General features: G+C 61.0%; 18 protein-coding genes. 12 read left to right on the top strand and 6 right to left on the bottom strand.

Annotation, left to right across the window (positions count from 1 at the left end; genetic code table 11):
• Positions 1 to 9: 9 nt before the first annotated feature.
• From HBO24_RS09000 to HBO24_RS08990, 3 genes are all read right to left on the bottom strand, one after another.
• The gene (locus tag HBO24_RS09000; RefSeq protein ID WP_057440325.1) at positions 10 to 1,122 is read right to left on the bottom strand and encodes an ABC transporter ATP-binding protein; all 1,113 of its coding nucleotides are present in this window, start codon (positions 1,120 to 1,122) and stop codon (positions 10 to 12) included.
• 225 nt (positions 1,123 to 1,347) lie between these two features.
• A complete protein-coding gene (locus tag HBO24_RS08995; protein WP_057440324.1) occupies positions 1,348 to 1,977 on the bottom strand; it encodes a response regulator transcription factor in 630 nt (209 codons plus the stop codon).
• A gap of 68 nt (positions 1,978 to 2,045) precedes the next feature.
• Positions 2,046 to 4,442 (bottom strand): transporter substrate-binding domain-containing protein, encoded by a 2,397-nt coding sequence (locus HBO24_RS08990; protein WP_170059569.1) that lies wholly within the window; start codon positions 4,440 to 4,442, stop codon positions 2,046 to 2,048.
• Positions 4,443 to 4,500: 58 nt separating this feature from the next.
• On the opposite strand from HBO24_RS08990, the gene HBO24_RS08985 reads away from it, so the two are divergent.
• The gene (locus tag HBO24_RS08985; protein ID WP_169960152.1) at positions 4,501 to 5,478 is read left to right on the top strand and encodes an alpha/beta hydrolase family protein; all 978 of its coding nucleotides are present in this window, start codon (positions 4,501 to 4,503) and stop codon (positions 5,476 to 5,478) included.
• 679 nt (positions 5,479 to 6,157) lie between these two features.
• Here HBO24_RS08985 and HBO24_RS08980 read toward each other — a convergent pair.
• Genes HBO24_RS08980 through HBO24_RS08970 form a run of 3 tightly spaced genes read right to left on the bottom strand, consistent with a single transcriptional unit; the run spans position 6,158 to position 8,623 of the window.
• Positions 6,158 to 6,925, bottom strand: coding sequence for a TerB family tellurite resistance protein (locus HBO24_RS08980; RefSeq protein WP_057960783.1), 768 nt, complete (start codon positions 6,923 to 6,925; stop codon positions 6,158 to 6,160).
• A 1-nt stretch (position 6,926) separates the two neighbouring features.
• Complete coding sequence (gene murU, locus HBO24_RS08975) at positions 6,927 to 7,601, bottom strand: N-acetylmuramate alpha-1-phosphate uridylyltransferase MurU (RefSeq protein WP_170059568.1); 675 nt, start codon at positions 7,599 to 7,601, stop codon at positions 6,927 to 6,929.
• On the bottom strand, positions 7,598 to 8,623 hold the full coding sequence (locus HBO24_RS08970) for a phosphotransferase (protein WP_057960785.1): 1,026 nt from the start codon (positions 8,621 to 8,623) through the stop codon (positions 7,598 to 7,600). The genes murU and HBO24_RS08970 overlap by 4 nt, the downstream gene beginning before the upstream one ends.
• Positions 8,624 to 8,753: 130 nt before the next feature.
• On the opposite strand from HBO24_RS08970, the gene HBO24_RS08965 reads away from it, so the two are divergent.
• The 11 genes from HBO24_RS08965 (at position 8,754) to HBO24_RS08915 (ending at position 22,982) form a co-directional block, all read left to right on the top strand.
• The gene (locus tag HBO24_RS08965) at positions 8,754 to 11,540 is read left to right on the top strand and encodes an LPS-assembly protein LptD (protein ID WP_170059567.1); all 2,787 of its coding nucleotides are present in this window, start codon (positions 8,754 to 8,756) and stop codon (positions 11,538 to 11,540) included.
• Positions 11,521 to 12,855, top strand: coding sequence for a peptidylprolyl isomerase (locus tag HBO24_RS08960; RefSeq protein WP_169960149.1), 1,335 nt, complete (start codon positions 11,521 to 11,523; stop codon positions 12,853 to 12,855). Before HBO24_RS08965 ends, HBO24_RS08960 begins: the two co-directional genes overlap by 20 nt.
• On the top strand, positions 12,852 to 13,841 hold the full coding sequence (gene pdxA / locus HBO24_RS08955) for a 4-hydroxythreonine-4-phosphate dehydrogenase PdxA (protein WP_170059566.1): 990 nt from the start codon (positions 12,852 to 12,854) through the stop codon (positions 13,839 to 13,841). The genes HBO24_RS08960 and pdxA overlap by 4 nt, the downstream gene beginning before the upstream one ends.
• On the top strand, positions 13,838 to 14,650 hold the full coding sequence (gene rsmA / locus HBO24_RS08950; RefSeq protein WP_057440316.1) for a 16S rRNA (adenine(1518)-N(6)/adenine(1519)-N(6))-dimethyltransferase RsmA: 813 nt from the start codon (positions 13,838 to 13,840) through the stop codon (positions 14,648 to 14,650). Before pdxA ends, rsmA begins: the two co-directional genes overlap by 4 nt.
• Positions 14,651 to 14,927: 277 nt before the next feature.
• Positions 14,928 to 15,308, top strand: coding sequence for a Co2+/Mg2+ efflux protein ApaG (gene apaG / locus HBO24_RS08945; RefSeq protein ID WP_057960789.1), 381 nt, complete (start codon positions 14,928 to 14,930; stop codon positions 15,306 to 15,308).
• Positions 15,308 to 16,159: a symmetrical bis(5'-nucleosyl)-tetraphosphatase gene (locus tag HBO24_RS08940; protein ID WP_057440314.1), complete on the top strand. Its 852-nt coding sequence runs from the start codon at positions 15,308 to 15,310 to the stop codon at positions 16,157 to 16,159. The genes apaG and HBO24_RS08940 overlap by 1 nt, the downstream gene beginning before the upstream one ends.
• Before the next feature lie 32 nt (positions 16,160 to 16,191).
• Positions 16,192 to 16,521, top strand: coding sequence for a thiosulfate sulfurtransferase GlpE (gene glpE, locus HBO24_RS08935; protein ID WP_057440313.1), 330 nt, complete (start codon positions 16,192 to 16,194; stop codon positions 16,519 to 16,521).
• A 283-nt stretch (positions 16,522 to 16,804) separates the two neighbouring features.
• Entirely contained in the window at positions 16,805 to 18,727 is a 1,923-nt protein-coding gene (locus tag HBO24_RS08930) for a PrkA family serine protein kinase (RefSeq protein WP_017739508.1), read from the top strand.
• Positions 18,728 to 18,840: 113 nt separating this feature from the next.
• A complete protein-coding gene (locus HBO24_RS08925) occupies positions 18,841 to 20,112 on the top strand; it encodes a YeaH/YhbH family protein (RefSeq protein ID WP_057444302.1) in 1,272 nt (423 codons plus the stop codon).
• Positions 20,109 to 21,671, top strand: a complete 1,563-nt coding sequence (locus tag HBO24_RS08920) for a SpoVR family protein (protein WP_057960791.1) — start codon at positions 20,109 to 20,111, stop codon at positions 21,669 to 21,671. The genes HBO24_RS08925 and HBO24_RS08920 overlap by 4 nt, the downstream gene beginning before the upstream one ends.
• Before the next feature lie 63 nt (positions 21,672 to 21,734).
• Positions 21,735 to 22,982, top strand: coding sequence for a multifunctional CCA addition/repair protein (locus HBO24_RS08915; protein ID WP_170059565.1), 1,248 nt, complete (start codon positions 21,735 to 21,737; stop codon positions 22,980 to 22,982).
• The last annotated feature ends 5 nt before the right edge of the window (positions 22,983 to 22,987 follow it).

The raw sequence follows: 22,987 nt of genomic DNA, 5'->3' as shown, positions 1-22,987 counted from the left end.
AGGGGGCGATCAATTCGCCTCTAGAAGTGGGTCGAGTGCGCGAACGTGCTCGACTTGCCAGCCAATCGGAACCACATCGCCGACCGTCAGCGCCGGATCCAGCTCGGCGATCGGTTGTTTCACAAAGAAATCGGCCTTGCCGCAGACTTCCAGGCGCACGCGCACGTGGTCGCCCAGATAGATAAATTCGGCCACCCGGCCCGAGAAGCGGTTGCTGCAGCTTTCGCTGGAACCGTTGAGGCTGACCCGCTCCGGGCGCACCGACAGCGTCACCGGGCCACCGATCTGCCCGACATTCACCGCCAGCGCCTCGACCTTCTCGCCGCGCGCCAGCTCAACCACGCACCGCTCGCCGGTGTGGCTGTGCAGGCGGCCGTTAAGACGGTTGTTCTCGCCGATGAAATTGGCGACGAAGGTGTTTTTTGGCTCTTCATACAAAGTGCGCGGCGGTGCGATCTGCTGGATCTCGCCCTGGTGGAACACCGCTACCCGGTCGGACATGGTCAGCGCTTCACCCTGGTCGTGGGTCACGTAAACCACGGTCACGCCGAGGCGCTGGTGCAGGTGCTTGATCTCCATCTGCATGTGTTCACGCAGCTGTTTATCGAGGGCACCGAGGGGTTCGTCCATCAGCACCAGCTGCGGCTCGAACACCAGGGCGCGAGCCAGGGCCACCCGTTGCTGCTGGCCGCCGGAGAGCTGCGCCGGGTAGCGCTGGGCGAAGGCGTCGAGCTGGACCATGCTCAGTACGCGCTTGACCCGTTCGCTGACATCGGTCTTGCTCAAGCCCCGCACCGTCAGGGGGAACGCCAGGTTCTCAGCCACCGTCATGTGCGGGAACAACGCATAGTTCTGGAACACCATGCCAATGTCGCGCTTGTGCGGCGGCACATTGTTGATCGAGCGCCCGGCCAGCAGGATCTCCCCAGCGGTCGGCGTTTCGAAGCCGGCGAGCATCATCAGGCTGGTGGTCTTGCCCGAACCGGACGGGCCCAGCAGGGTGAGGAATTCGCCCTTGCGAATGTCCAGGTTGAGGTCTTTGACGATCAGGTTCTCGCCGTCGTAGCTCTTCTGCACACCACGAAAGCTGACCAGCACATCATTTGAATCCGCCTCGCTCATACCCGCACCTTTGTGTTTTGGACTGCTGTAGAGCTAGCGTAGTCCAGGCGCAAGCCCCCGGAAATCGGGGCGCAGGAGAGATTGGCATCAGCAGGATGGAAGGTTCGGGGTAGGGATCGCCCTACACGGATGGCGGGCAAGGGACAGTTGCGCAGCAAGCTTCAAGCGACAAGCTGCAAGCACGGGCTTCCGGGGGTTTGGGCGATGTCGCAAATAGATACGCTCCTATAGGAGCTTGTGCTCCATCGCGTACTTCACCAGCTCGGCCAGGGAGCTGATGTTGAGTTTTTGCATCAACCGCGCCTTATGGGTGCTGATGGTCTTGCTGCTCAGGGCCAGTTGCTGGGCGATATCGTTGACGTTGGCGCCCTGGGCCAAACGCTCGAACACCGAGAACTCGCGCTCGGACAACAGCGAATGCAAGGGCCGGGCATCGGTGAGGCCGACCTCAAACACCATGCGGTCCGCCAGGTCCGGGTCGATATAGCGCCCGCCCGCGGCGACTTTGCGGATTGCCGTCAACAACAGCGCAGGATCGCTGTCCTTGGTGGCATACCCAGCCGCACCGACCTTCAGCGCCCGGGCGGCCATTTGTGCCTCGTCATGCATCGACAGCACCAGGATGGCCGGCGGGTTGTTCAGCGCGCGGATCCGCGCAATCGCCTCCAGGCCGTTGACCCCGGGCATGGAGATATCCAGCAGCACCACCTCGCAGGGCGTGTGACGCAAGGCTTCCAACAGCTGTTCGCCGTTACCCGCCTCGCCCACCACCAGCAGGTCCTTGGCCAGGCCGATCAACTGCTTGATGCCTTCACGGACGATGGTGTGGTCTTCGGCTACCAATACGCGGATCACGGCAATTTCCTCTCTCTATAGCGATTAAACGCCGACATTCAAAATGTGCGAGCAAGCCCACAAGGGATCTATGGCGAATCCAACGGCACTGTAACGCTCAGGGTGGTGCCCTCCCCCAGTTCGCTGTCGAGGGTCAACTGCCCGCCCATGATCAGCACCCGCTCGCGCATGCCCACCAGGCCAAACGACACCGGGCGCCCCGGCGCAGGGACGAAGCCTGCGCCATCATCACTGATGGTCAACCGCAGATTGGCGCCCTCCACCACCAGGGTCAACTCCACCGTATGCGCCTGGGCATGGCGCATGACGTTGGTCAGCGCCTCCTGCAGGATACGGAACAGGCCAATGGCCTTGGCGTCACTCAAGGCTGGGAGGTTGTCCGGCACCTGCACCAGGCACGGAATCTGTGTGCGCGCCTCAAACCGCCGGGCCTGCCACTCGATGGCCGAGGCGATCCCGGCGTCGAGAATCGGCGGGCGCAACGCCGTGGCCACATCACGGACCAATTGGAACAGTTGAGCGATCAGGCGCTTCATGCTGTTCAGGCGCTCGTGCAGGCCTGGGTCCAACTGGGCGTAGGCCAACTCGCACATGGAGGTTTCCAGCTTCAACACCGTGAGCATCTGCCCCAGCTCATCGTGAACTTCGCGGGCAATCCGCGCCTTCTCTTCCTCACGCACGGTTTCTAGGTGCGCCGAGAGTTCGCGCAGTTGCGCCCGCGAGGCGTCCAATTCCAGTTCAATGCGTTTGCTGTCGCTGATGTCCCAGACGATCCCGTCCCAGACCACCGCCCCATCGTCCAGACGCCGGGTGACCGCCTTGATCTCGGCCCAGCGCTGCTCGCCCTGGCGGGTCAGGATGCGGCCCTGCCACGACCAGTTGCTCTCGGTGTCGATGGCCTGGTCCTGGGTCTGGTGGTAACTGGCGCGATCATCCGGGTGGACCAGGCTGCGAATCCCCACATCGCGGTGGCTGAGCACGGACGGCGAATAGCCCACCAGGCGCTCGCTGCCTTCGCTGATATAGGCAAAGTCGATGGCGGCGCTCAACGGCAGACGCTCCAGGCGAAACACCAGCCCTGGCACATTGGCGGCGATGCCTTGCAGGCGCGCTTCACTTTCCTGCAACGCGGCCAAGGCCCGGCGGCGCTCGGTGACGTCGTTGAGGTACACCACCAGGTATTCGCCACCGGCAAAGCGCAGGAAACTCAAGGACACATCCGTGGGCAACAGGCTGCCATCCGCGCGCAGGCACTGGGTGGCGAAGCTCTGCGGCCCGTCTTCACTGGCACGGGCGCGCTTCCACAGGTTCAGCCAGCGGTCCATGCTCAGATTGGGTTCGAACTCGATCAGCGGGCGCTCGATCAACGCTCCCGGGGCGTAACCGAGCATGGTTTCGGCGGCGACGTTGGCGTAGCGCACATGGCTGTCCCAATTGACCCAGAGGATACCCACGGTGCTTTGATCAATCGAAAACTGGGTCAGACGCAATGCTTCGGCGCCCGCCGCACGGGCAGCGCTTTCCTCACGCGTGGCCAGCAACTGGTGTTCCAGGGCATGTTTTTGCCGACGCTGCCACAGGGCAACCGTCAGGCACGCGAGCAACAGCAGGCCCAGCAGCAGGCTGAGGTTTTGCCAGAATCCCGGTGATTCCGACAGGCGTGGGTATTTGGGTTGCAGCCAGCGGGCATGCAATTGCTCCAGCTCGCGGGCAGGAATGGCGCGCAGGCCGCTCTCGACAATCTCTGCCAGGGCTGGCCAGTCACGCCGGGTGGCCACCCGCAACAGTTGCGGCAATCCAATATCGCCGACCACGGCCAAACCGGCGAACTCGGGCTCGATCGACAAGCGGCTCAACTGCGCCTCATCGACTACCGCATAGCGCGCCTGCTGGCTGACCAATAGCTGCAAGGCCTGGCGCTCCAGGGGCACACCTTGCAGGTTCAGCCTGGGGTAATTGCTGCGCAGGTAATCCGCCACGCCGCTGGGCATGCGCACGGCGACCCGGGACTGTTCATCGAGCTTTTCCAGGTCCACGGTGCCGCTGCCGTCGCGAATGCCAACAATGTGCTGGGGCACGCGCATATACGGGTCGGAAAACTGCCACAGGCGCAGGCCAGCAGGGGTTTGTAGCAGACCTGGGGCGAGGTCGACCGCATCCTCGCGCAAGGCGTCCTCCAACTGTTCCTGCGTGGGGAAGTTGCGCCAGGTCAGCTCGATATTCAGCGCCTTGGCCAGCGCCTGCATCAGCTCGACATTGGCTCCGGACAAGCGCTGCAGGCGCCGGTCGTATTGCGCGTAAGGCGCCTGCAACACCACCCCGACCCGCAGTTGCGGGTGCTGCGCCAACCACTCGCGCTGCTGCGGGTTGAGCACCGCCGGCGGCACCACAGACGCAGGCGCGGCATTCGCCATCAAGGGCAAGCACAGATAGCCGATAACCAGCAGACAGCGAAAATTCATCATTCACATCTCACATCCAACCCATTAGGCTGCCGGGATCACTTCTGGCCGGGATTCCACTATGCCCCTGCTTCACCGTTCGACACTGCCAGCATTGTGCCTGTCGCTGCTGTTTACCAGCACCTTTTGCGTGCAGGCGGCTGACACCGCGCCGGCGGCCGCCGAAAAACCACCAGAACGCCAGCCTCTGCCAGAGCGTAGCCAGGAGGAAGCCCAGGCCCTGGAGCGACAACTGCCGCCCCACGAGCAGCAACAATTGCAGGCAGGCGACGAGTCGTTCCTGGCGCTGTGGAAACCGGCGAACAGCCCCGAACCGCAGGGTGTGGTGATTATCGTCCCCGGCGCCGGAGAAACGGCTGACTGGCCGCAAGCCATCGGGCCTTTGCGCCAGAAGCTGCCGGATGCCGCCTGGAGCAGCCTGAGCCTGTCGCTGCCCGACCTGAGCGTCGACACCCTGCCGCCGCGGGTGATCCAGGCTCCCGATGCAGCCGTCGACAGCAGCAGCAAAGATGCCAGCACTGCAGCGCCCAAGCCCATCGAACAGGCGGCCAGCGCCGAAGCCGAGGGCACCGACCCGGCCGTGGTCCCTGGCGTGGATGAGCAGGACAAGACCGACGCGACACGGATCTTCGCCCGCATCGACGCAGCCGTCGCCTATGCCCAGACCCAGAACGCCCGCAGCGTGGTGCTACTGGGGCACGGGACTGGGGCCTGGTGGGCTGCGCGCTACCTGAGCGAAAAACAACCGGCCCAGGTGCAAAAGTTCATCATGGTCGCGGCGCAGTCGCCGGTGGGCCGTCAACCGGATCTGCAACAGCTGACCCCGACATTGAAGCTGGCGACCGCCGATGTCTTCTATCAGGACAACGCCCTGGCCAGCAAAATGGCGCTGGAGCGCAGCCAGGCGAGCAAGCGGCTGAAGAATGACAACTACAAGCAGGTGTCGTTGAAGACTATTCCTGGGAATAGCGCAGCGGCCCAGGAACAGTTGTACCGGCGGATTCGCGGTTGGTTGAGCCCGCAAAGCAGTGGTAGCTGAGCCCAACTGCCCCGCCCCGTCTGTGGTTGTGGTTGTGGTTGTGGCGAGCGGGCTTGCCCGCGTTGGGTTTGTGTACATATCCGTTGCTGCGGTCACGGCGGCTATTGGTTCCGCCCTTACGGCGGGTCACTTTTGGAAAAGAGCCCCAAAAGTAACCAAAAGGGCTCCTGCCCCACCACTCGGTGCCTCGCCTAGGCTCGGCATGCCCGCAGTCAGGCATTGCTCCGTGGGCCCGCCGCGATCGGCCATCCATGGCCGTGTCGCGGCTACCCCGGCATCCATGCCGGGGTGCCCACTGCGCAATACCTGCCTGCGGCCAGCGTGGTTTAACGGGGCGCCTGAGATCAAGATCAAAAGCAGAGCAACAGCAGAGCAACAGCAGAGCCAGAGCTGCGAAGCTGCATTCCCCTGTGGGAGCTGGCTTGCCTGCGATAGAGATATCTCGGCCAATACATCTATCGACTGATAGACCGCCATCTCGGCGCCCCCCCCCGAATCACTGCTGGATCGCAGGCACATCGAGACTAGACGAGGTGCCGAGTGGTGGGTACCCGGCCTCCGATGTCAGGAGCCCTTGGTTACTTTGGGGCTCTTTTTTTACGGGCCGGGCACATGGTTGACGGGTGTGCGGGGACAGGGTGGACACTTTTGGCAAGCACGCTCGCCACAGGCGGTCGGGTCAGCGGAAATCCCGCTGCTCGCGAATGATCGTGTAGGCACTATGCAGCTCTCGGGTGCGCTCCGTGGCCTCGCGCACTTGAGCGGGGCTGGCGCCAGTGCCGGCAATCTTGTCCGGGTGGTGCCGACTGAGCAGCCGTCGATAGGCACGTTTGATGACCGCAGGCTCTGTCGTGCCGGTCACCCCGAGAATCCGCAGGGCCTCTTGATAGGTGCTACCGCGGGTGACCAGAGGCTTGCGTTCCGGCTCATAGTCATGGGCCAGTGCCTGGAGTTGTTGCGGCGTCCACCCCAGCCATTTGCCCCATAGCTCGATCAGCTCGCGCTCAGCGGGGCTGGCCTTGCCGTCGGCCCAGACCATGCGCCAGCAGGCGCGCAGCACGCCTTCCGCCGCATGGGGCTGCACCTTGAGCACGCGCAGGTAACTGCGCACGCGGTCGGTCCCCGACTTGCCTCGGTTGAACGCGGCAATCGCCCGGCGCTGGGCCGGCTCGCTCATGTCCAGCGAGCGCATCTCCACCCGCGCCTGCTGGATATGGCCGTCCACCACCCGCCCATTACTCTTGGCCAGGCGGCCCAGCAGGACAAACAGCAGTTCGTCATTGCGCAGCGCCGGCCGGCCGCCCAGGCGTTCGCGCAGTTGGGCCCAACTGTGCAATTGCAGGCGCCGATCCAGTGCCTGCCCCAGCAACCCACCCAACATGGCCCCCGGAATGCTGGCGATGGCAAAACCCGCCCCGGCGCCGATCAGAGTCCCAGGCCACAACATCTTACTGGCCCACGGTCAGCAGACTTTCAACCTGCGCCAGGCGCTCCAGCGTACCGACGTCAATCCAGCGTCCATCCATGTGTTCCCCCGAGACCAAGCCTTGAGCCATCGCCGTGCGCAGCAAGGGCGCCAGCTTGAAGGCACCGGCACTGCAACCCGCGAACAGCTTGGGGTGCAGCACCGAAATGCCACTGAAGGTCAGGTTATCGGCACCGGGCGCTGCATCATGAAGCAAACCATCCTTGATATAGAAATCGCCACCACTGGGGTGATGAGGCGGGTTATCGACCATGACCAAGTGCGCCAAGCCGCTCAAGGGCTGCTTGAGGCGGACAAAGTCGTAGTCGGTCCAGATATCGCCATTGACCACCAGGAACGGCTCCTCCCCCAGCAAGGGCAAGGCCTGGAAGATTCCGCCACCGGTTTCCCGGGGCTCGCCCTCTGGCGAATACTGGATGCGCACGCCGTACTGCGCGCCGTCTCCCAGATAACTCTCGATTTGCTGGCCCAGCCAGGCATGGTTGATGACGATATCGGTGAATCCCGCTTTCGCCAGCGCCTCCAGGTGGTACTCGATCAGGCGCTTGCCACCGGCCTGGACCAACGGTTTGGGGGTGTGCAGGGTGAGCGGACGCATCCGCTCGCCCTTGCCGGCCGCCAGGATCATCGCCTTCATACGTGGGCCTCGGCCGGTTGGCGCAGGCTGGCCAGCAACTCGCCCAGGTCGGCCAGTTCCGGCCGATCGGCCAGCACCGCGTCTATATAGGCAAAGAAGCGCGGCACGTCCGCCAGGTAGCGCGGTTTGCCATCACGGTGGCAGATACGCGCAAAGATACCGATGACCTTGAGGTGACGCTGCACCCCCATCAAGTCGCTGGCGCGCAGGAAATCTTCAAAGTCCGCCTGCACCGGGATGCCCAATTGGCCAGCACGCTCCCAATAACCACGCTGCCATTCGCGCACCCGCGCCTGGGGCCAACTGAGGAAGGCGTCCTTGAACAGGCAGGTGATGTCGTAGGTCACGGGGCCATAGACCGCATCCTGGAAATCCAGCACGCCAGGGTTCGGCACGCTGATCATCAGGTTGCGCGGCATATAGTCGCGATGCACCAGGACCTTGGGCTGGGCCAGGGCGCTGTCGATCAGCAATTGGCTGACCCGCTGCCATTGAGCCAACTGCTGCTCGTCGAACTCAATGCCCAGATGCCGGCGCACGTACCATTCGGGGAACAACTCCAATTCACGGCGCAACAATGGCACGTCGTAGCTGGGCAACCCGGCGTCCATCGGCAATTGCTGGAAAGCCAGCAGCGCGTCGATGGCTTCGGCAAACAATTGATCGGCATTTTCACCGTCAATCACATCCAGATAGGTGTTTTTGCCCAGGTCGTTGAGCAAAAGAAAGCCTTGGGAGAGATCTTCTGCATAAATTTGCGGAACATTTATTCCCGATTTCGCCAACATTCTCGCGATATCGACGAAAGGTTTGCAGTTTTCCTGGGGGGGAGGGGCATCCATCACGATCAATGTGCGACCTTCGCCCTGCCAACGGAAGTACCGTCTGAAACTCGCGTCGCTGCTGGCCGCAGTCAATGTAGCCGGGGGTACGGCCCCCCATCCCTGGGCATGGAAAAGCTCGGGTAACTGCTGATCGAGCCAGACTTTCAGGTGTTGCAAACGTAGATCTTGGTCGGGCATTACAAGGGTCTCCGACGGCGCTAGCCGTCAAGCGGGTCATGCTTTATTATCACGCATCTTTTTCAGACCATCGAGAGGCGTGCGGCCCACACCGCGGGCAGATGGCACGCAGGAAGCCCGGACTAATAAGATGGCATTGAAATCCCCCGCGTTTCGTAGAAAATTTCCGTTGCTGGTAACCGGCAGTCTGCTGGCCATGCAACCCTTCGCCACCTCATTCGTGGTCGCCGCGGAACAGTATGACTGCTCAGTCTCTGCTTCGGGTGCCTGGGATTGCGCGCCGAAAGCCAGCGCAGCCCCTTTACCACCGCGCCCGGTGCATGACGGCAGTGCCGTCAGCTCGGCCAACGGCACGCCGCAAGGCGAAGCTGCTGGTGCCGAAGCCGTGCCGCAGACCAAGCTGGTCACCGAATCCAAGGGCCGTGGCCTGCGTTCGCGCAGCGCTGACTACAGCCACCTGGACTGGGTCCCTCGGGAGAAACTCACTGCTGCGCAACTGGCCGAAACCGGTCCTTATTGCGCCGGTGCGTACGTCGAGCCGCTCCGTCCTGGCATGAACGACAAGACGGACAAGAGCGACGCACCGACCTTCATCGGTGCCAAGGCCTCTCGTTACGAGCAGGACACCCAGGTCGCCACCCTGGCCGGTGACGTGGTCATGCGTCAGGGCAGCATGCAGGTCGAGGCCGAAGAGGCCAGCCTGTACCAGGCCGAGAACCGTGGCGAGCTGAACGGCAATGTGCGCATGCGCGACAATGGCGCGCTGATCGTCGGCGACCATGCCCAGGTCCAACTGGACACCGGCGCCGCGCAGATCGACAACGCCGAGTACGTAATGCACAAGTCGCGCATCCGCGGTAACGCGCTGTACGCCAAGCGTGCCGAAAACGCGATCATCCGCCTCAAGGACGGTACCTACACCACCTGCGAGCCAGACAGCAATGCCTGGCAGCTGCGCGGTAACAACATCACGTTGAACCCGGCCACCGGCTTCGGTACGGCGACCAACGCGACGTTGCGGGTCAAGAACATCCCGATCCTGTACACCCCGTACATCTACTTCCCGATTGACGATCGTCGTCAGTCCGGCTTCCTGCCGCCGAGCTTCAGCTCGGGTGGGGAAAGTGGCTTCACGCTGGTGACACCGTACTACTTCAACCTGGCACCGAATTACGATGCCACGTTGTACCCGCAATACATGACCAAGCGCGGCATGTTGATGGAAGGCGAATTCCGCTACCTCACCAAGTCCAGCGAAGGTCAGTTCGGCGGCGCGTACCTGAACGATGACAGCGACGAGCGGAAGAAGCAGAGCGACTACAACAAAACCCGCTATATGCTCAATTGGCAGCATAAGGGCGGGTTGGATTCGCGGCTGTTGACTCAGATCGACTACACCAAGATCAGCGATCCGTTCTACTTCCAGGATCTGAAGTCCAATCAGATTGGCGTTGAGTCTCGTGAGTTCGTCAACCAGCAAGGTGCTGCCAGCTATCGCGGCGATACCTATACCGCTCAGTTGAATTTGCAAGCCTACGAGCTGGCGACGATCTCCCAGATCACTCCGTACAACCGGTTGCCGCAGTTAACCATCAATGGTGCACTGCCTTACCGTCCTGGTGGGCTGTACTTTGCTTATGACGCCGAGGCTGTCCGGTTTGATCGGGATTTGAGGACTGGCAATATCTTCAATAAAGATGGAGGTCCGCTCCCCAACGGCGAACCACGTCTGGACACCTACGTGAGAGGGCTAACCCGTGCAAACGGCACGCGCTTGAACGCGGCTCCAAGCGTATCGTTGCCGATGAGTTCGAGTTACGGTTTCATCACGCCAAAGCTCAAGTACGCCTACACCAAGTACGATCTTGATCTCGACGGCGCTGGCAAGCAGCAAATGATTGATGCGGGCCAGAAGTTCAAGAGTTCGCAAGATCGCGCCATTCCAATCGCCAGTGTCGATAGCGGGCTGTTTTTCGACCGCAGTACCCAGTGGTTCGGCAAGGACTACACCCAGACCCTGGAGCCGCGCCTGTTCTATCTCTATGTTCCAGAGAAAGACCAGTCCGATATCCCGGTGTTCGATAGCAGCGAAACCACGTTCAACTACAACTCACTGTTCCGCGACAACCGCTTCTCGGGCACTGACCGGATCGGCGACGAAAACAAACTGTCCCTGGGCGTGACCAGCCGCTGGATCGAAGAGAACGGTTTCGAGCGTCAACGTGTTGCCATCGGCCAGGCGCTGTATTTCAAGGACCGCGAGGTCCAACTGCCTGGCATCGTTGCCGCCGACCGCGCCGACTCGCAGTCGGACGTCTCGCCAATCGCTCTGGACTACGAGTTCCGCTTTAACCGCGACTGGCGCGCCACTGCCGATTACAACTGGGACACTGAAAGTCACGCCGCCCGCTCCGGCAGCGCGATGTTCCACTACCAGCCTGAAGACAACCCGAACAAGGTTATCAACGTTGGCTATCGCTATCGTAACGACCAGGTTGTCTACAACCAGTTGACCGGTAAGTGGCAGTTTGGTGGCGATTACGGCACCGAAGGGCAACCAGGTTTCGAGAAGGATTACTACAAAATCCAGCAACACGATTTCTCGATGATGTGGCCGATCGTTCCACAATGGAACCTGATCACCCGCTGGCAGTATGACTATGCACGCAACCGTACCCTGGAAGCCTTTGGTGGCTTCGAATACGACAACTGCTGCTGGAAACTGCGCGTGATCAACCGTTATTGGGTTTCCAACGACGAATACACCCAGATCGCCCCGCAGAACGAAAAAGGCGACCACGGGCTCTTCCTCCAAATCGTCCTCAAAGGACTCGGCGGCCTGACTGGCGCCAAGGTAGAGAGCTTCCTCGACAAAGGCATCCAAGGTTATCGTGAACGTGAAGATCAAGCTTTCTGATTGTCTGCGCCCGCTGATGCTGGGCGCGCTGTTCCTGGGCACTGCAGCGGCACACGCTGCAGTGCAACCGCTGGACAAGGTGGTGGCCATCGTCGATAACGACGTGATCATGCAGAGCCAACTGGACCAACGGGTCAAGGAAGTTCAGCAAACCATCGCCAAGCGTGGTGGTGGCGTGCCGCCGACCAGCGTCCTGGACCAGCAGGTGCTGGAACGCCTGATCGTCGAAAACCTGCAATTGCAGATTGGCGACCGCTCCGGCATCCGCATCACCGACGAAGAACTGAACCAGGCCGTCGGCACCATCGCTCAACGCAACAACATGAGCATTGATCAGTTTCGTGCGGCCCTGGCCCGTGACGGTTTGTCCTATGAGGACGCCCGTGACCAGATCCGCCGCGAAATGATCATCAGCCGTGTGCGTCAGCGCCGTGTGGCCGAACGTGTGCAGGTATCAGAGCAGGAAGTGAAGAACTTCCTGGCCTCGGACCTGGGCAAGATGCAGCTCTCCGAAGAACTGCACCTGGCCAATATCCTGATCCCGACACCGGACAGCGCCAACGCCGAGCAGCTCAATGCCGCAGCGGCCAAGACCCAGGCGATCTATGACCGTCTCAAGGCCGGTGCCGACTTTGCCCAGATGGCCATCGCCCAGTCCGGCAGCGACAACGCTCTCGAAGGCGGCGACATGGGCTGGCGTAAAGCTGCTCAATTGCCACCGCCGTTTGACCGTGAGCTGAGTGCCATGGAAGTAGGTGGCATCACCCAACCTGCGCGCACCCCTGGCGGCTTCATCATTCTGAAGTTGCTGGAACGCCGCGGCGGCGAGACTTCGTTGAAAGACGAAGTGCATGTTCGCCATATCCTGGTCAAGCCAAGCGAAATCCGCACCGAGGCTCAAACCAAGGAACTGGCGCAAAAGATCTATGAGCGCATCGAAGGCGGTGAAGACTTCGCCACCCTGGCCAAAAGCTTCTCGGAAGACCCGGGTTCTGCCCTCAACGGCGGCGACCTGAACTGGATCGACCCACGAGCCCTGGTGCCCGAGTTCCAGCAAGTCATGAACGATACGCCCCAAGGCGTGCTGTCCAAGCCGTTCAAGACCCAATACGGTTGGCATGTCCTGGAAGTCCTTGGCCGCCGCGCCACCGACAACACCAGCCAGGCCCGTGAGCAGCAAGCACTGACCGTACTGCGTAACCGCAAATACGACGAAGAGCTGCAAACCTGGCTGCGTCAAATCCGTGACGAAGCCTACGTGGAAAACAAGCTTCCTGGCGCCGACACAACAGGCACCGACCAGGCAGTCCAGTGAAACCCCAGCGTTTCGCATTGACACCCGGCGAGCCGGCCGGCATAGGTCCAGACCTGTGCCTGCTGCTCGCCGCGCAAGCCCAGCCTTACCCCCTGATTGCCATTACCAGCCGCGACCTGCTCCTTGAGCGGGCCGCGCAACTGGGCGTGGCTGTCGACTTGCTGCCCGTTTCGCCGGGCAACTGGCCCGACCAGCCGGCACCTGCCCACAGCCTGTACGTGTGGGACACCCCGCTGCAGGCCAAAGTAGTCGCCGGGCAACTGGACAAGGCCAACGCCGCCTTCGTCCTGGAGACTCTGACCCGGGCCGGACAAGGCTGCATCGACGGCGACTTCGCCGGGATGATCACCGCGCCCGTGCATAAAGGCGTGATCAACGAAGCCGGCATCGCCTTTTCCGGGCATACCGAGTTTCTCGCAGAACTGACCCACACCGAACAAGTGGTGATGATGCTGGCAACCCGCGGCCTGCGCGTGGCACTGGTGACCACTCACCTGCCCTTGCGCCTGATTGCCGATGCCATTACCCCCGAGCGCCTGGAGCGTGTAACGCGCATCCTGCACGCTGACCTGCAACAAAAATTCGGCATCGCCCAGCCGCGAATCCTGGTATGCGGCCTCAACCCCCACGCGGGTGAAGGCGGCCACCTGGGCCATGAAGAAATCGACATTATCGAACCGACACTAGAGCGCCTGCGCCAAGACGGCATGGACCTGCGCGGCCCATTGCCTGCGGACACTCTGTTTACCCCCAAATATCTGGAGCACTGCGATGCAGTGCTGGCGATGTACCATGACCAGGGGCTGCCCGTGCTGAAATACAAAGGTTTCGGCGCCGCAGTCAACGTGACGCTGGGCCTGCCGATCATCCGCACCTCCGTCGACCATGGCACCGCCCTGGACCTGGCGGGCAGCGGCAAGATCGATACCGGCAGCCTGCACGTGGCCCTGGAAACCGCCTATCAGATGGCCGAGACCCGTATATGACCGAGCATTACCAACACCGGGCGCGCAAGCGCTTCGGGCAAAACTTCCTGCACGATGCCGGCGTTATCGACCGCATCCTGCGCTCCATCCATGCCAAGCCCGAAGACCGCTTGCTGGAAATCGGCCCGGGCCAGGGCGCACTGACCCAGGGCCTGCTCAATAGCGGCGGCCAACTGGATGTGGTTGAGCTGGACAAGGACCTGATCCCGATCCTCAACCAGCAATTCGCTGGCATGCCCAACTTCAACCTGCACCAGGGCGACGCGCTGAAGTTTGACTTCACCAGCCTCAATGCCGCCCCCAACAGCCTGCGGGTGGTCGGCAACTTGCCGTACAACATCTCCACGCCACTGATCTTTCACCTGCTGAACAACGCAGGGATCATCCGCGACATGCATTTCATGTTGCAGAAGGAAGTGGTCGAGCGCTTGGCAGCCGGCCCTGGCGGCGGTGACTGGGGTCGCCTGTCGATCATGGTCCAGTACCACTGCCGGGTCGAGCACCTGTTCAATGTCGGGCCGGGCGCGTTCAATCCACCGCCGAAAGTCGATTCGGCGATTGTGCGTCTGGTGCCCCACGCGGTCCTTCCTCATCCGGCCAAGGATCATCGCCTGCTGGAGCGGGTAGTGCGTGAAGCGTTCAACCAGCGCCGCAAGACCCTGCGCAATACACTCAAGGCATTGCTGAGCAACGCCGAGATCGAAGCCGCCGGTGTCGACGGCAGCCTGCGCCCGGAGCAGTTGGACCTGGCCGCGTTTGTACGTCTGGCGGACCAGCTAGCTATCCAGCCAGCGCCGACGGCGGAATAAGCCGCAAAGGCTTGATGCAATGCGATCCACATGTGGGAGTAGGCTTGCCAGCTCCCACACTTGTTTTTGCTGGCCCCACTCCCAGCGCCCGCCGCAGTTCCAATGTGTGCGGGCTTGCCAGCTCCCACATTTGAGCCGCGCGACACTGGTAGCGCTTCGTCATCTGCCAGGACGGCATCGTTTACCAAGCCAGACACATGTCTGGCCTAGTGCCCTCCTCATGGCCTAGACTGATCCGCATCTGCTGTCCTCCGCTTTTGCTCTTAAGGCCTCTTGCATGTCCGATCCTCGCTATCAGATCGACGTCAGCGTCGTCACCCGCTTCCTGGCGGAACAATCGCAACCTGAACAGAACCGCTTTGCCTTTGCCTACACCGTCACGGTGAAGAACAACGGCCAGGTGGCCGCCAAGCTGCTGTCGCGCCATTGGGTCATCACCGACGGCGACGGCCATGTCGAGGAAGTGCGCGGTGCGGGTGTCATCGGCCAACAGCCACTGATCGACAGCGGCGCCAGCCACACCTACAGCAGCGGCACCGTAATGACCTCCAAGGTCGGCACGATGCAAGGCAGCTATCAGATGCTTGCCGAAGACGGCAAACACTTCGACGCCATCATCGCCCCCTTCCGCCTGGCGGTACCGGGAGCCCTGCACTGATGGCAACCTATGCTGTCGGCGACCTGCAAGGCTGCCTGGAGCCGCTCAAATGCCTGCTTGACCGTGTAGCCTTCGACCCAGCCCAAGATCGTCTGTGGCTGGTGGGGGATCTGGTCAACCGTGGCCCGCAATCCCTGGAAACCCTGCGCTTTCTTTATGGCATGCGCGACGCCCTGGTGTGCGTACTGGGCAACCATGACCTGCACCTGCTGGCGGTCGGCAATAACATCGAGCGCCTGAAAAAAGGCGATACCCTGCGCGAAATCCTCGAAGCTCCGGATCGCGCCGAGTTGCTGGACTGGCTGCGCCGGCAAAAGCTCGTGCACTACGACGAGGGCCGCAATACCGCCCTGGTGCATGCCGGCATACCACCGCAGTGGAGCCTGAAAAAAGCCCTTAAATGTGCTGCCGAGGTTGAAACCGCCCTGGCCGATGACACGCTGTTCGCCACCTACCTGGACGGCATGTACGGCAATGAGCCAGTGAAGTGGGATAACGATCTGACCGGCGTTGCCCGCCTACGGGTCATTACCAACTACTTCACGCGCATGCGCTTTTGCACCGCCGAAGGCAAACTCGACCTCAAGAGCAAGGAAGGCGCCGAAACCGCCCTGCCCGGCTACAAGCCCTGGTTTACCCACAAGGAGCGCAAGACCCGCGAAACGAAGATCATCTTCGGTCACTGGGCCGCCCTTGAAGGTCACTGCGACGAGCCTGGGGTATTTGCCCTCGACACCGGGTGTGTCTGGGGTGGAGCCATGACCCTGATGAACATCGACACCGGCGAGCGCCTGAGTTGCCAGTGTGAATCCCCCCTTCCCGTTACACTGCCGGCTGCCGCCAAGCGCTAGACGCCGCTTGCCGCCCGCCCAAGGAGCCCGCCATGAGCGAATTCAAACGTATCCCTCCCGAACAAGCCCAGGCCCTGCGTGAGCAAGGCGCCGTGGTGGTGGATATCCGTGATCCACAGACTTACGCCCTGAACCACATCAAGGGCGCACAGCACCTGGACAACCACAACATTGCCGATTTCATCCGCGCCGCCGACCTCGACGCGCCAGTGATCGTGGCCTGCTATCACGGCAATTCCAGCCAGAGCGCGGCGGCCTATCTGGTCAGCCAGGGGTTCTCCGATGTCTACAGCCTGGACGGCGGCTTTGAGCTGTGGCGTACGACGTATCCTGCGGAAACTGCCACAGGCAATTCGCAATAATTTTTTTCAAACCCCGCTACCCCGCGTGACGCTTGGGCTCGCGCCGTTTCTGAGAAACGGCGCACCCAAACTAATTAGGCATCTCGCCTTGACCTCCCGGATTCCCAACTATCATTAAGCGCAGGCCATCCAAAACAGGGGAGAGCCGGTACACCGGCGTGCGGGTCATCGGTAGCGTTTCAGGGTGTTCTGGGGGGAAATGGCCACGGCAAACGCCACTGGCTGCCAGCATCGACTGATTGATCCGGCGTCGGCTCCACGTATCGAGCGAGGTGACGACGTCATGAGTATTTTTAGCCACTTCCAACAACGCTTCGAGTCCACCCAGCAGGAAGAACTCACGCTGCAGGAGTATCTTGAGCTGTGCAAAAAGGACCGCAGCACCTATGCGTCTGCCGCCGAGCGCCTGCTACTGGCGATTGGCGAACCGGAGCTGGTAGACACCTCCAACAACTCGCGGCTGTCGCGAATATTCTCCAACAAGGTGATCCGCCGCTACCCGGCCTTTGAAGACTTCCATGGCATGGAAGAATGCATCGACCAGATCGTCTCCTACTTCCGCCATGCCGCCCAGGGCCTGGAAGAGAAGAAACAGATTCTCTACCTGCTCGGCCCCGTGGGCGGCGGTAAATCTTCCCTGGCCGAAAAACTCAAGCAACTGATCGAAAAGGTGCCCTTCTACGCGATCAAGGGCTCTCCGGTGTTCGAATCGCCCCTGGGCCTGTTCAACGCCACAGAAGATGGCGCGATCCTCGAAGAAGACTTCGGCATCCCACGGCGCTATCTCAACACCATCATGTCGCCCTGGGCCACCAAGCGCCTGGCCGAGTTCGGCGGCGATATCAGCCAGTTCCGGGTGGTGAAGCTCTATCCGTCGATTCTCAACCAGATCGGCGTCGCCAAGACCGAACCGGGGGATGAAAACAACCAGGATATTTCTGCGCTGGTGGGCAAGGTGGATATCCGCAAGCTGGAGGAATTCCCGCAGAACGACGCCGATGCCTACAGCTACTCGGGCGCACTGTGCCGGGCCAACCAGGGCCTGATGGAGTTCGTGGAGATGTTCAAGGCGCCGATCAAGGTGCTGCACCCACTGCTCACCGCCACCCAGGAAGGCAACTACAACAGTACCGAAGGCCTCGGGGCGATTCCGTTCACTGGCATCCTGCTGGCCCACTCCAACGAATCGGAGTGGCACACCTTCCGCAACAACAAGAACAACGAAGCCTTCATCGACCGGATCTATATCGTCAAGGTGCCGTACTGCCTGCGGGTCAGCGATGAAATCAAGATCTACGACAAATTGCTGTTCAACAGTTCCCTGGCCAAGGCCCATTGCGCGCCAGATACCCTGAAGATGCTCGCCCAGTTCACGGTGCTCTCGCGTCTCAAGGAGCCGGAAAACTCGAATATCTACTCGAAAATGCGCGTCTACGACGGGGAGAACCTCAAGGACACCGATCCCAAGGCCAAGTCGATCCAGGAATACCGCGACACGGCGGGCGTCGATGAGGGCATGAATGGCCTGTCGACCCGCTTCGCCTTCAAGATCCTGTCCAAGGTCTTCAACTTCGACCCGCATGAGATCGCCGCCAACCCGGTACACCTGCTCTATGTACTGGAGCAGCAGATCGAACAGGAGCAGTTCCAGGCTGAAACCCGCGAGCGTTACCTGCGCTTCCTCAAAGAGTACCTGGCGCCGCGCTATATCGAGTTCATCGGCAAGGAGATCCAGACCGCCTACCTGGAGTCCTACAGCGAATACGGCCAGAACATCTTCGACCGCTATGTGCTGTACGCCGACTTCTGGATTCAGGATCAGGAATACCGCGACCCCGAAACCGGCGAGATCCTCAACCGCGTAGCCCTCAACGAAGAGCTGGAGAAGATCGAAAAACCGGCCGGCATCAGCAATCCGAAGGATTTCCGCAACGAAATCGTCAACTTCGTACTGCGCGCCCGGGCCAACAACAACGGCAAGAACCCGACCTGGCTCAGCTACGAGAAGCTGCGGGTGGTCATCGAGAAAAAAATGTTTTCCAACACCGAGGATCTGCTGCCGGTCATCAGCTTCAACGCCAAGGCCAGCAAGGAGGACCAGCAAAAACACAACGACTTCGTCACGCGAATGGTCGAGCGCGGCTACACCGACAAACAGGTACGGCTGCTCTCCGAGTGGTACCTGCGGGTGCGCAAATCGCAGTAAGGCAGCGACAGGCGTGCGCTGCCGGGCCCCTGGCCTGGCAGTTGACCGCTTGTCTCTAAGCTTCCAGCTCGCGGCTTGAAGCTTGTAACGTGAAGCTGCCCGGAGGGCTCCCTATGAGCTATGTGATCGACCGACGCCTCAATGGCAAGAACAAGAGCACGGTAAACCGCCAGCGGTTCCTGCGGCGTTACCGTGACCACATCAAAAAGGCCGTCGAAGAGGCGGTGAGTCGCCGTTCCATTACCGATATGGAGCACGGCGAGCAGATCAGCATTCCCGGCCGGGACATCGACGAACCGGTGCTGCATCACGGCCGCGGCGGCAAACAGACCGTGGTTCATCCGGGAAACAAGGAATTCACCACTGGCGAGCATATCCAGCGCCCTCAGGGCGGTGGCGGCGGCAAAGGCCCAGGCAAGGCCGGCAACTCCGGCGAAGGCATGGATGAGTTCGTGTTCCAGATTACCCAGGAGGAATTCCTCGAATTCATGTTCGAGGACCTGGAGCTACCCAACCTGGTCAAGCGCAACCTGACCGGCACTGACACCTTCAAGACCGTGCGCGCCGGTATCAGCAACGAGGGCAACCCCTCGCGCATCAATATCATCCGCACCCTGCGTTCGGCCCACGCACGGCGTATCGCCCTGTCCGGCAGCAGCCGCGCCAAACTGAGGGAAGCCAAGGAAGAGTTGGCGCGCTTGAAGCGCGAAGAGCCGGACAACTTCGGCGATATCCAGGAAATCGAAGCAGAAATCGAGAAACTCAGCGCGCGTATCCACCGCGTGCCGTTCCTCGACACCTTCGACTTGAAATACAACCTGCTGGTCAAGCAACCCAACCCCAGCTCCAAGGCCGTGATGTTCTGCCTGATGGACGTTTCCGGCTCGATGACCCAGGCGACCAAGGACATCGCCAAGCGCTTCTTTATTCTGCTGTACCTGTTTCTCAAGCGTAACTACGACAAGATCGACGTGGTGTTTATCCGCCATCACACCAGCGCCCGCGAGGTCGACGAGGAAGAGTTTTTCTATTCGCGGGAGACCGGCGGCACCATCGTGTCCAGTGCTCTGAAGCTGATGCAGGAAATCATGGCTGAGCGCTACCCAGCCAACGAATGGAACATCTACGCGGCCCAGGCTTCCGACGGCGACAACTGGAACGACGACTCGCCCATCTGCCGCGACATCCTGATCAACCAGATCATGCCGTTCGTGCAGTACTACACTTATGTGGAGATTACCCCCCGCGAGCACCAGGCCCTGTGGTTTGAATACGAGCGCATCGGTGAAGCCTTCGCCGATACCTTCGCCCAGCAACAACTGGTCTCGGCCGGCGATATCTATCCGGTCTTCCGTGAACTCTTCCAGCGCAGGTTAGTGACATGACCGCCAAAGAGCATAAGCGCCAACCCATTTCCACGGGGTCCGAATGGACCTTCGAACTGATCCAGGCCTATGACCGGGAAATCAGCCGCATTGCGGCCGGTTATGCCCTGGATACCTATCCCAACCAGATCGAAGTGATCACCGCCGAACAGATGATGGACGCGTATGCCTCGGTGGGCATGCCCCTGGGCTATCACCATTGGTCCTACGGCAAGCACTTCCTCAGCACCGAGAAGTCCTACAGCCGCGGCCAGATGGGCCTGGCCTACGAAATTGTGATCAACTCCGACCCGTGCATCGCCTACCTGATGGAAGAAAACACCATCTGCATGCAGGCACTGGTGGTGGCCCATGCGTGCTACGGCCACAACAGTTTCTTCAAGGGCAACTATCTGTTCCGCACCTGGACCGACGCCAGTTCGATCATTGATTACCTGGTGTTCGCCAAGCAGTACATCATGCAATGCGAGGAGCGCCACGGGATCGACGCCGTGGAAGACCTGCTCGACTCCTGCCATGCCTTGATGAACTACGGGGTAGACCGCTACAAACGCCCTTACCCCATTTCCGCCGAAGAGGAACGGCTGCGGCAGAAGGACCGTGAAGAGCATCTGCAAAAGCAGATCAACGACTTGTGGCGCACCATCCCCAAGCGCGCCGACAAGAACAGCGACAAAGACAATGCACGCTTCCCCAGCGAACCCCAGGAAAACATCCTGTACTTCCTGGAAAAGCACGCCCCGTTGCTGGAGCCGTGGCAACGGGAGATCGTGCGGATCGTGCGCAAGATCGCCCAGTATTTCTACCCCCAGCGCCAGACCCAGGTGATGAACGAAGGCTGGGCTACGTTCTGGCATTACACCCTGATAAACGACCTCTACGACGAAGGGCTGGTGACCGACGGCTTCATGATGGAGTTCCTCACCTCCCATACCAGCGTGGTCTTCCAGCCAGGCTTCGACAGCCCCTACTACAGCGGCATCAACCCTTATGCCCTGGGCTTTGCCATGTACCGGGATATCCGGCGCATGTGCGAACACCCGACCGAGGAAGATCGCCGCTGGTTCCCGGAGATCGCCGGCAGCGACTGGTTATCGACCCTCAAGTTCGCCATGAGCAGCTTCAAGGATGAGAGCTTTATCCTGCAGTACCTGTCGCCCCAGGTGATTCGTGATCTCAAGCTGTTCAGCATTATGGATGACGACCTCAAGGACGACCTGCTGGTACCTGCCATTCACGACGAAGCCGGTTACCGCACCATCCGCGAGACCCTGGCGGCCCAGTACAACCTGGGCAACCGCGAGCCTAACGTGCAGATCTACAGCATCGATATGCGCGGCGACCGCTCCCTGACCCTGCGCCACCAGCAGCACGACCGCAAACCCCTGGGCGAATCCACGGATGAAGTGCTCAAGCATCTGCACCGGCTATGGGGTTTTGATATCCATCTGGAGACGCTGCAAGGCGACCAGATCATGAAAACCCACCATGTTCCGCCGCGCAACGAACACAACGACAACGACTACGGCCGCCTGGACCTGGCCGTGGTTCACCTTTGATGCAGCAATGCCTCCATTGGCCTGGCACAGGCGTTATCCTGTAGGGCTAATGGAGGCTTTTTCATGCAAATCTACAAAGTCGGCGGAGCGGTACGTGATCGCTTGCTGGGCATTCCCGTTACCGATGTCGATCGGGTCGTCGTAGGCGCCACCACCGAAGAAATGCTCGCCCTGGGCTATCGGCCTGTAGGCGCTGATTTTCCGGTGTTCCTGGACCCGAAAAACAACGAGGAGTACGCCCTCGCCCGTACCGAGCGCAAGAGCGGCCGGGGGTATGGCGGCTTTGTGTTTCATGCCAGCCCTGAAGTCACCCTCGAACAAGACTTGATCCGTCGCGACCTGACCATCAACGCCATGGCTGAAGACGACGACGGCAACCTGACCGATCCCTATCATGGCCAACGCGATCTGCAAGCCCGAGTGTTGCGCCACGTTTCCCCGGCGTTCGCCGAAGATCCCTTACGTGTGTTGCGGGTGGCACGGTTTGCCGCACGTTATGCCAGCCTCGGTTTCACTGTCGCCCCCGAAACCCTGGAACTGATGCGCCAACTCAGTGACTCTGGCGAACTGGATGCCCTGACCCCGGAGCGCAGTTGGAAGGAAATTTCCCGGGCGCTGATGGAAGATCAACCCCAGGTGTTTATCCAGGTGCTGCGCGACTGCCACGCCCTGAAAACCTTGCTGCCGGAAGTGGACGCGCTGTTCGGTGTACCCCAACCCGAAGCCCACCATCCGGAAATTGATACCGGCATCCATACCCTGAGCGTGCTGGAACAGGCAGCCCTCCACGCCCAACCCTTGACTGTGCGCTGGGCTTGCCTGCTGCATGATCTGGGCAAGGGCCTGACCCCTGTGGATAAGTTGCCCCGGCATATTGCTCACGAGCAGCGGGGCCTGAAGCTGATCAGAGCGGTCAATGAACGCTTCAAAGTACCGAAGGATTGCCAGGAACTGGCACTTTTGGTTGGCGAGTATCACACCCACGGCCATCGCGCCCTGGAGCTGAAAGCCTCGACCCTGCTGGAGTTGCTGCAGAGTTTTGACGTATTCCGCCGACCACAGCGTTTTGAAGAGTTTGTTGTCGCCTGCGAAATGGACGCACGGGGCCGCAAGGGCCTTGAGCAGCGAAGTTATCCACAGGCGGATTATTTACGCGGTGCTGCGCGGGTAGCGCGGGGGGTGGCGGTGGCGCCATTACTGGAGAAAGGCTTCAAGGGCCCGGAACTGGGTGAGGCTCTCAAGCGTGAGCGGCTCAAGGCACTGAAAGCCTACAAAGAACACCATTCACCGCAGGAGCGGGGAGACGCCTAGTGCTT

The organism is Pseudomonas sp. WS 5410 (genome assembly GCF_012985645.1).
In the GTDB taxonomy this organism is placed as follows: Bacteria; Pseudomonadota; Gammaproteobacteria; order Pseudomonadales; family Pseudomonadaceae; genus Aquipseudomonas; species Aquipseudomonas shahriarae.
Note: the sequence above shows the minus strand (reverse complement) of the source record. Positions and strands in the feature narration are given on the sequence as shown.

Excerpts from the sequence above, each read along its gene's own strand:
- apaG (WP_057960789.1), top strand. The coding sequence starts at position 14,928 with ATGTCCGATCCTCGCTATCAGATCGACGTCAGCGTCGTCACCCGCTTC.
- HBO24_RS08915 (WP_170059565.1), top strand. The coding sequence starts at position 21,735 with ATGCAAATCTACAAAGTCGGCGGAGCGGTACGTGATCGCTTGCTGGGC.
- HBO24_RS08965 (WP_170059567.1), top strand. The coding sequence starts at position 8,754 with ATGGCATTGAAATCCCCCGCGTTTCGTAGAAAATTTCCGTTGCTGGTA.
- HBO24_RS08930 (WP_017739508.1), top strand. The coding sequence starts at position 16,805 with ATGAGTATTTTTAGCCACTTCCAACAACGCTTCGAGTCCACCCAGCAG.
- HBO24_RS08920 (WP_057960791.1), top strand. The coding sequence starts at position 20,109 with ATGACCGCCAAAGAGCATAAGCGCCAACCCATTTCCACGGGGTCCGAA.
- HBO24_RS08970 (WP_057960785.1), bottom strand. The coding sequence starts at position 8,623 with ATGCCCGACCAAGATCTACGTTTGCAACACCTGAAAGTCTGGCTCGAT.
- HBO24_RS08985 (WP_169960152.1), top strand. The coding sequence starts at position 4,501 with ATGCCCCTGCTTCACCGTTCGACACTGCCAGCATTGTGCCTGTCGCTG.
- HBO24_RS08940 (WP_057440314.1), top strand. The coding sequence starts at position 15,308 with ATGGCAACCTATGCTGTCGGCGACCTGCAAGGCTGCCTGGAGCCGCTC.
- rsmA (WP_057440316.1), top strand. The coding sequence starts at position 13,838 with ATGACCGAGCATTACCAACACCGGGCGCGCAAGCGCTTCGGGCAAAAC.
- HBO24_RS08925 (WP_057444302.1), top strand. The coding sequence starts at position 18,841 with ATGAGCTATGTGATCGACCGACGCCTCAATGGCAAGAACAAGAGCACG.
- HBO24_RS08990 (WP_170059569.1), bottom strand. The coding sequence starts at position 4,442 with ATGATGAATTTTCGCTGTCTGCTGGTTATCGGCTATCTGTGCTTGCCC.
- HBO24_RS09000 (WP_057440325.1), bottom strand. The coding sequence starts at position 1,122 with ATGAGCGAGGCGGATTCAAATGATGTGCTGGTCAGCTTTCGTGGTGTG.
- murU (WP_170059568.1), bottom strand. The coding sequence starts at position 7,601 with ATGAAGGCGATGATCCTGGCGGCCGGCAAGGGCGAGCGGATGCGTCCG.
- HBO24_RS08980 (WP_057960783.1), bottom strand. The coding sequence starts at position 6,925 with ATGTTGTGGCCTGGGACTCTGATCGGCGCCGGGGCGGGTTTTGCCATC.
- glpE (WP_057440313.1), top strand. The coding sequence starts at position 16,192 with ATGAGCGAATTCAAACGTATCCCTCCCGAACAAGCCCAGGCCCTGCGT.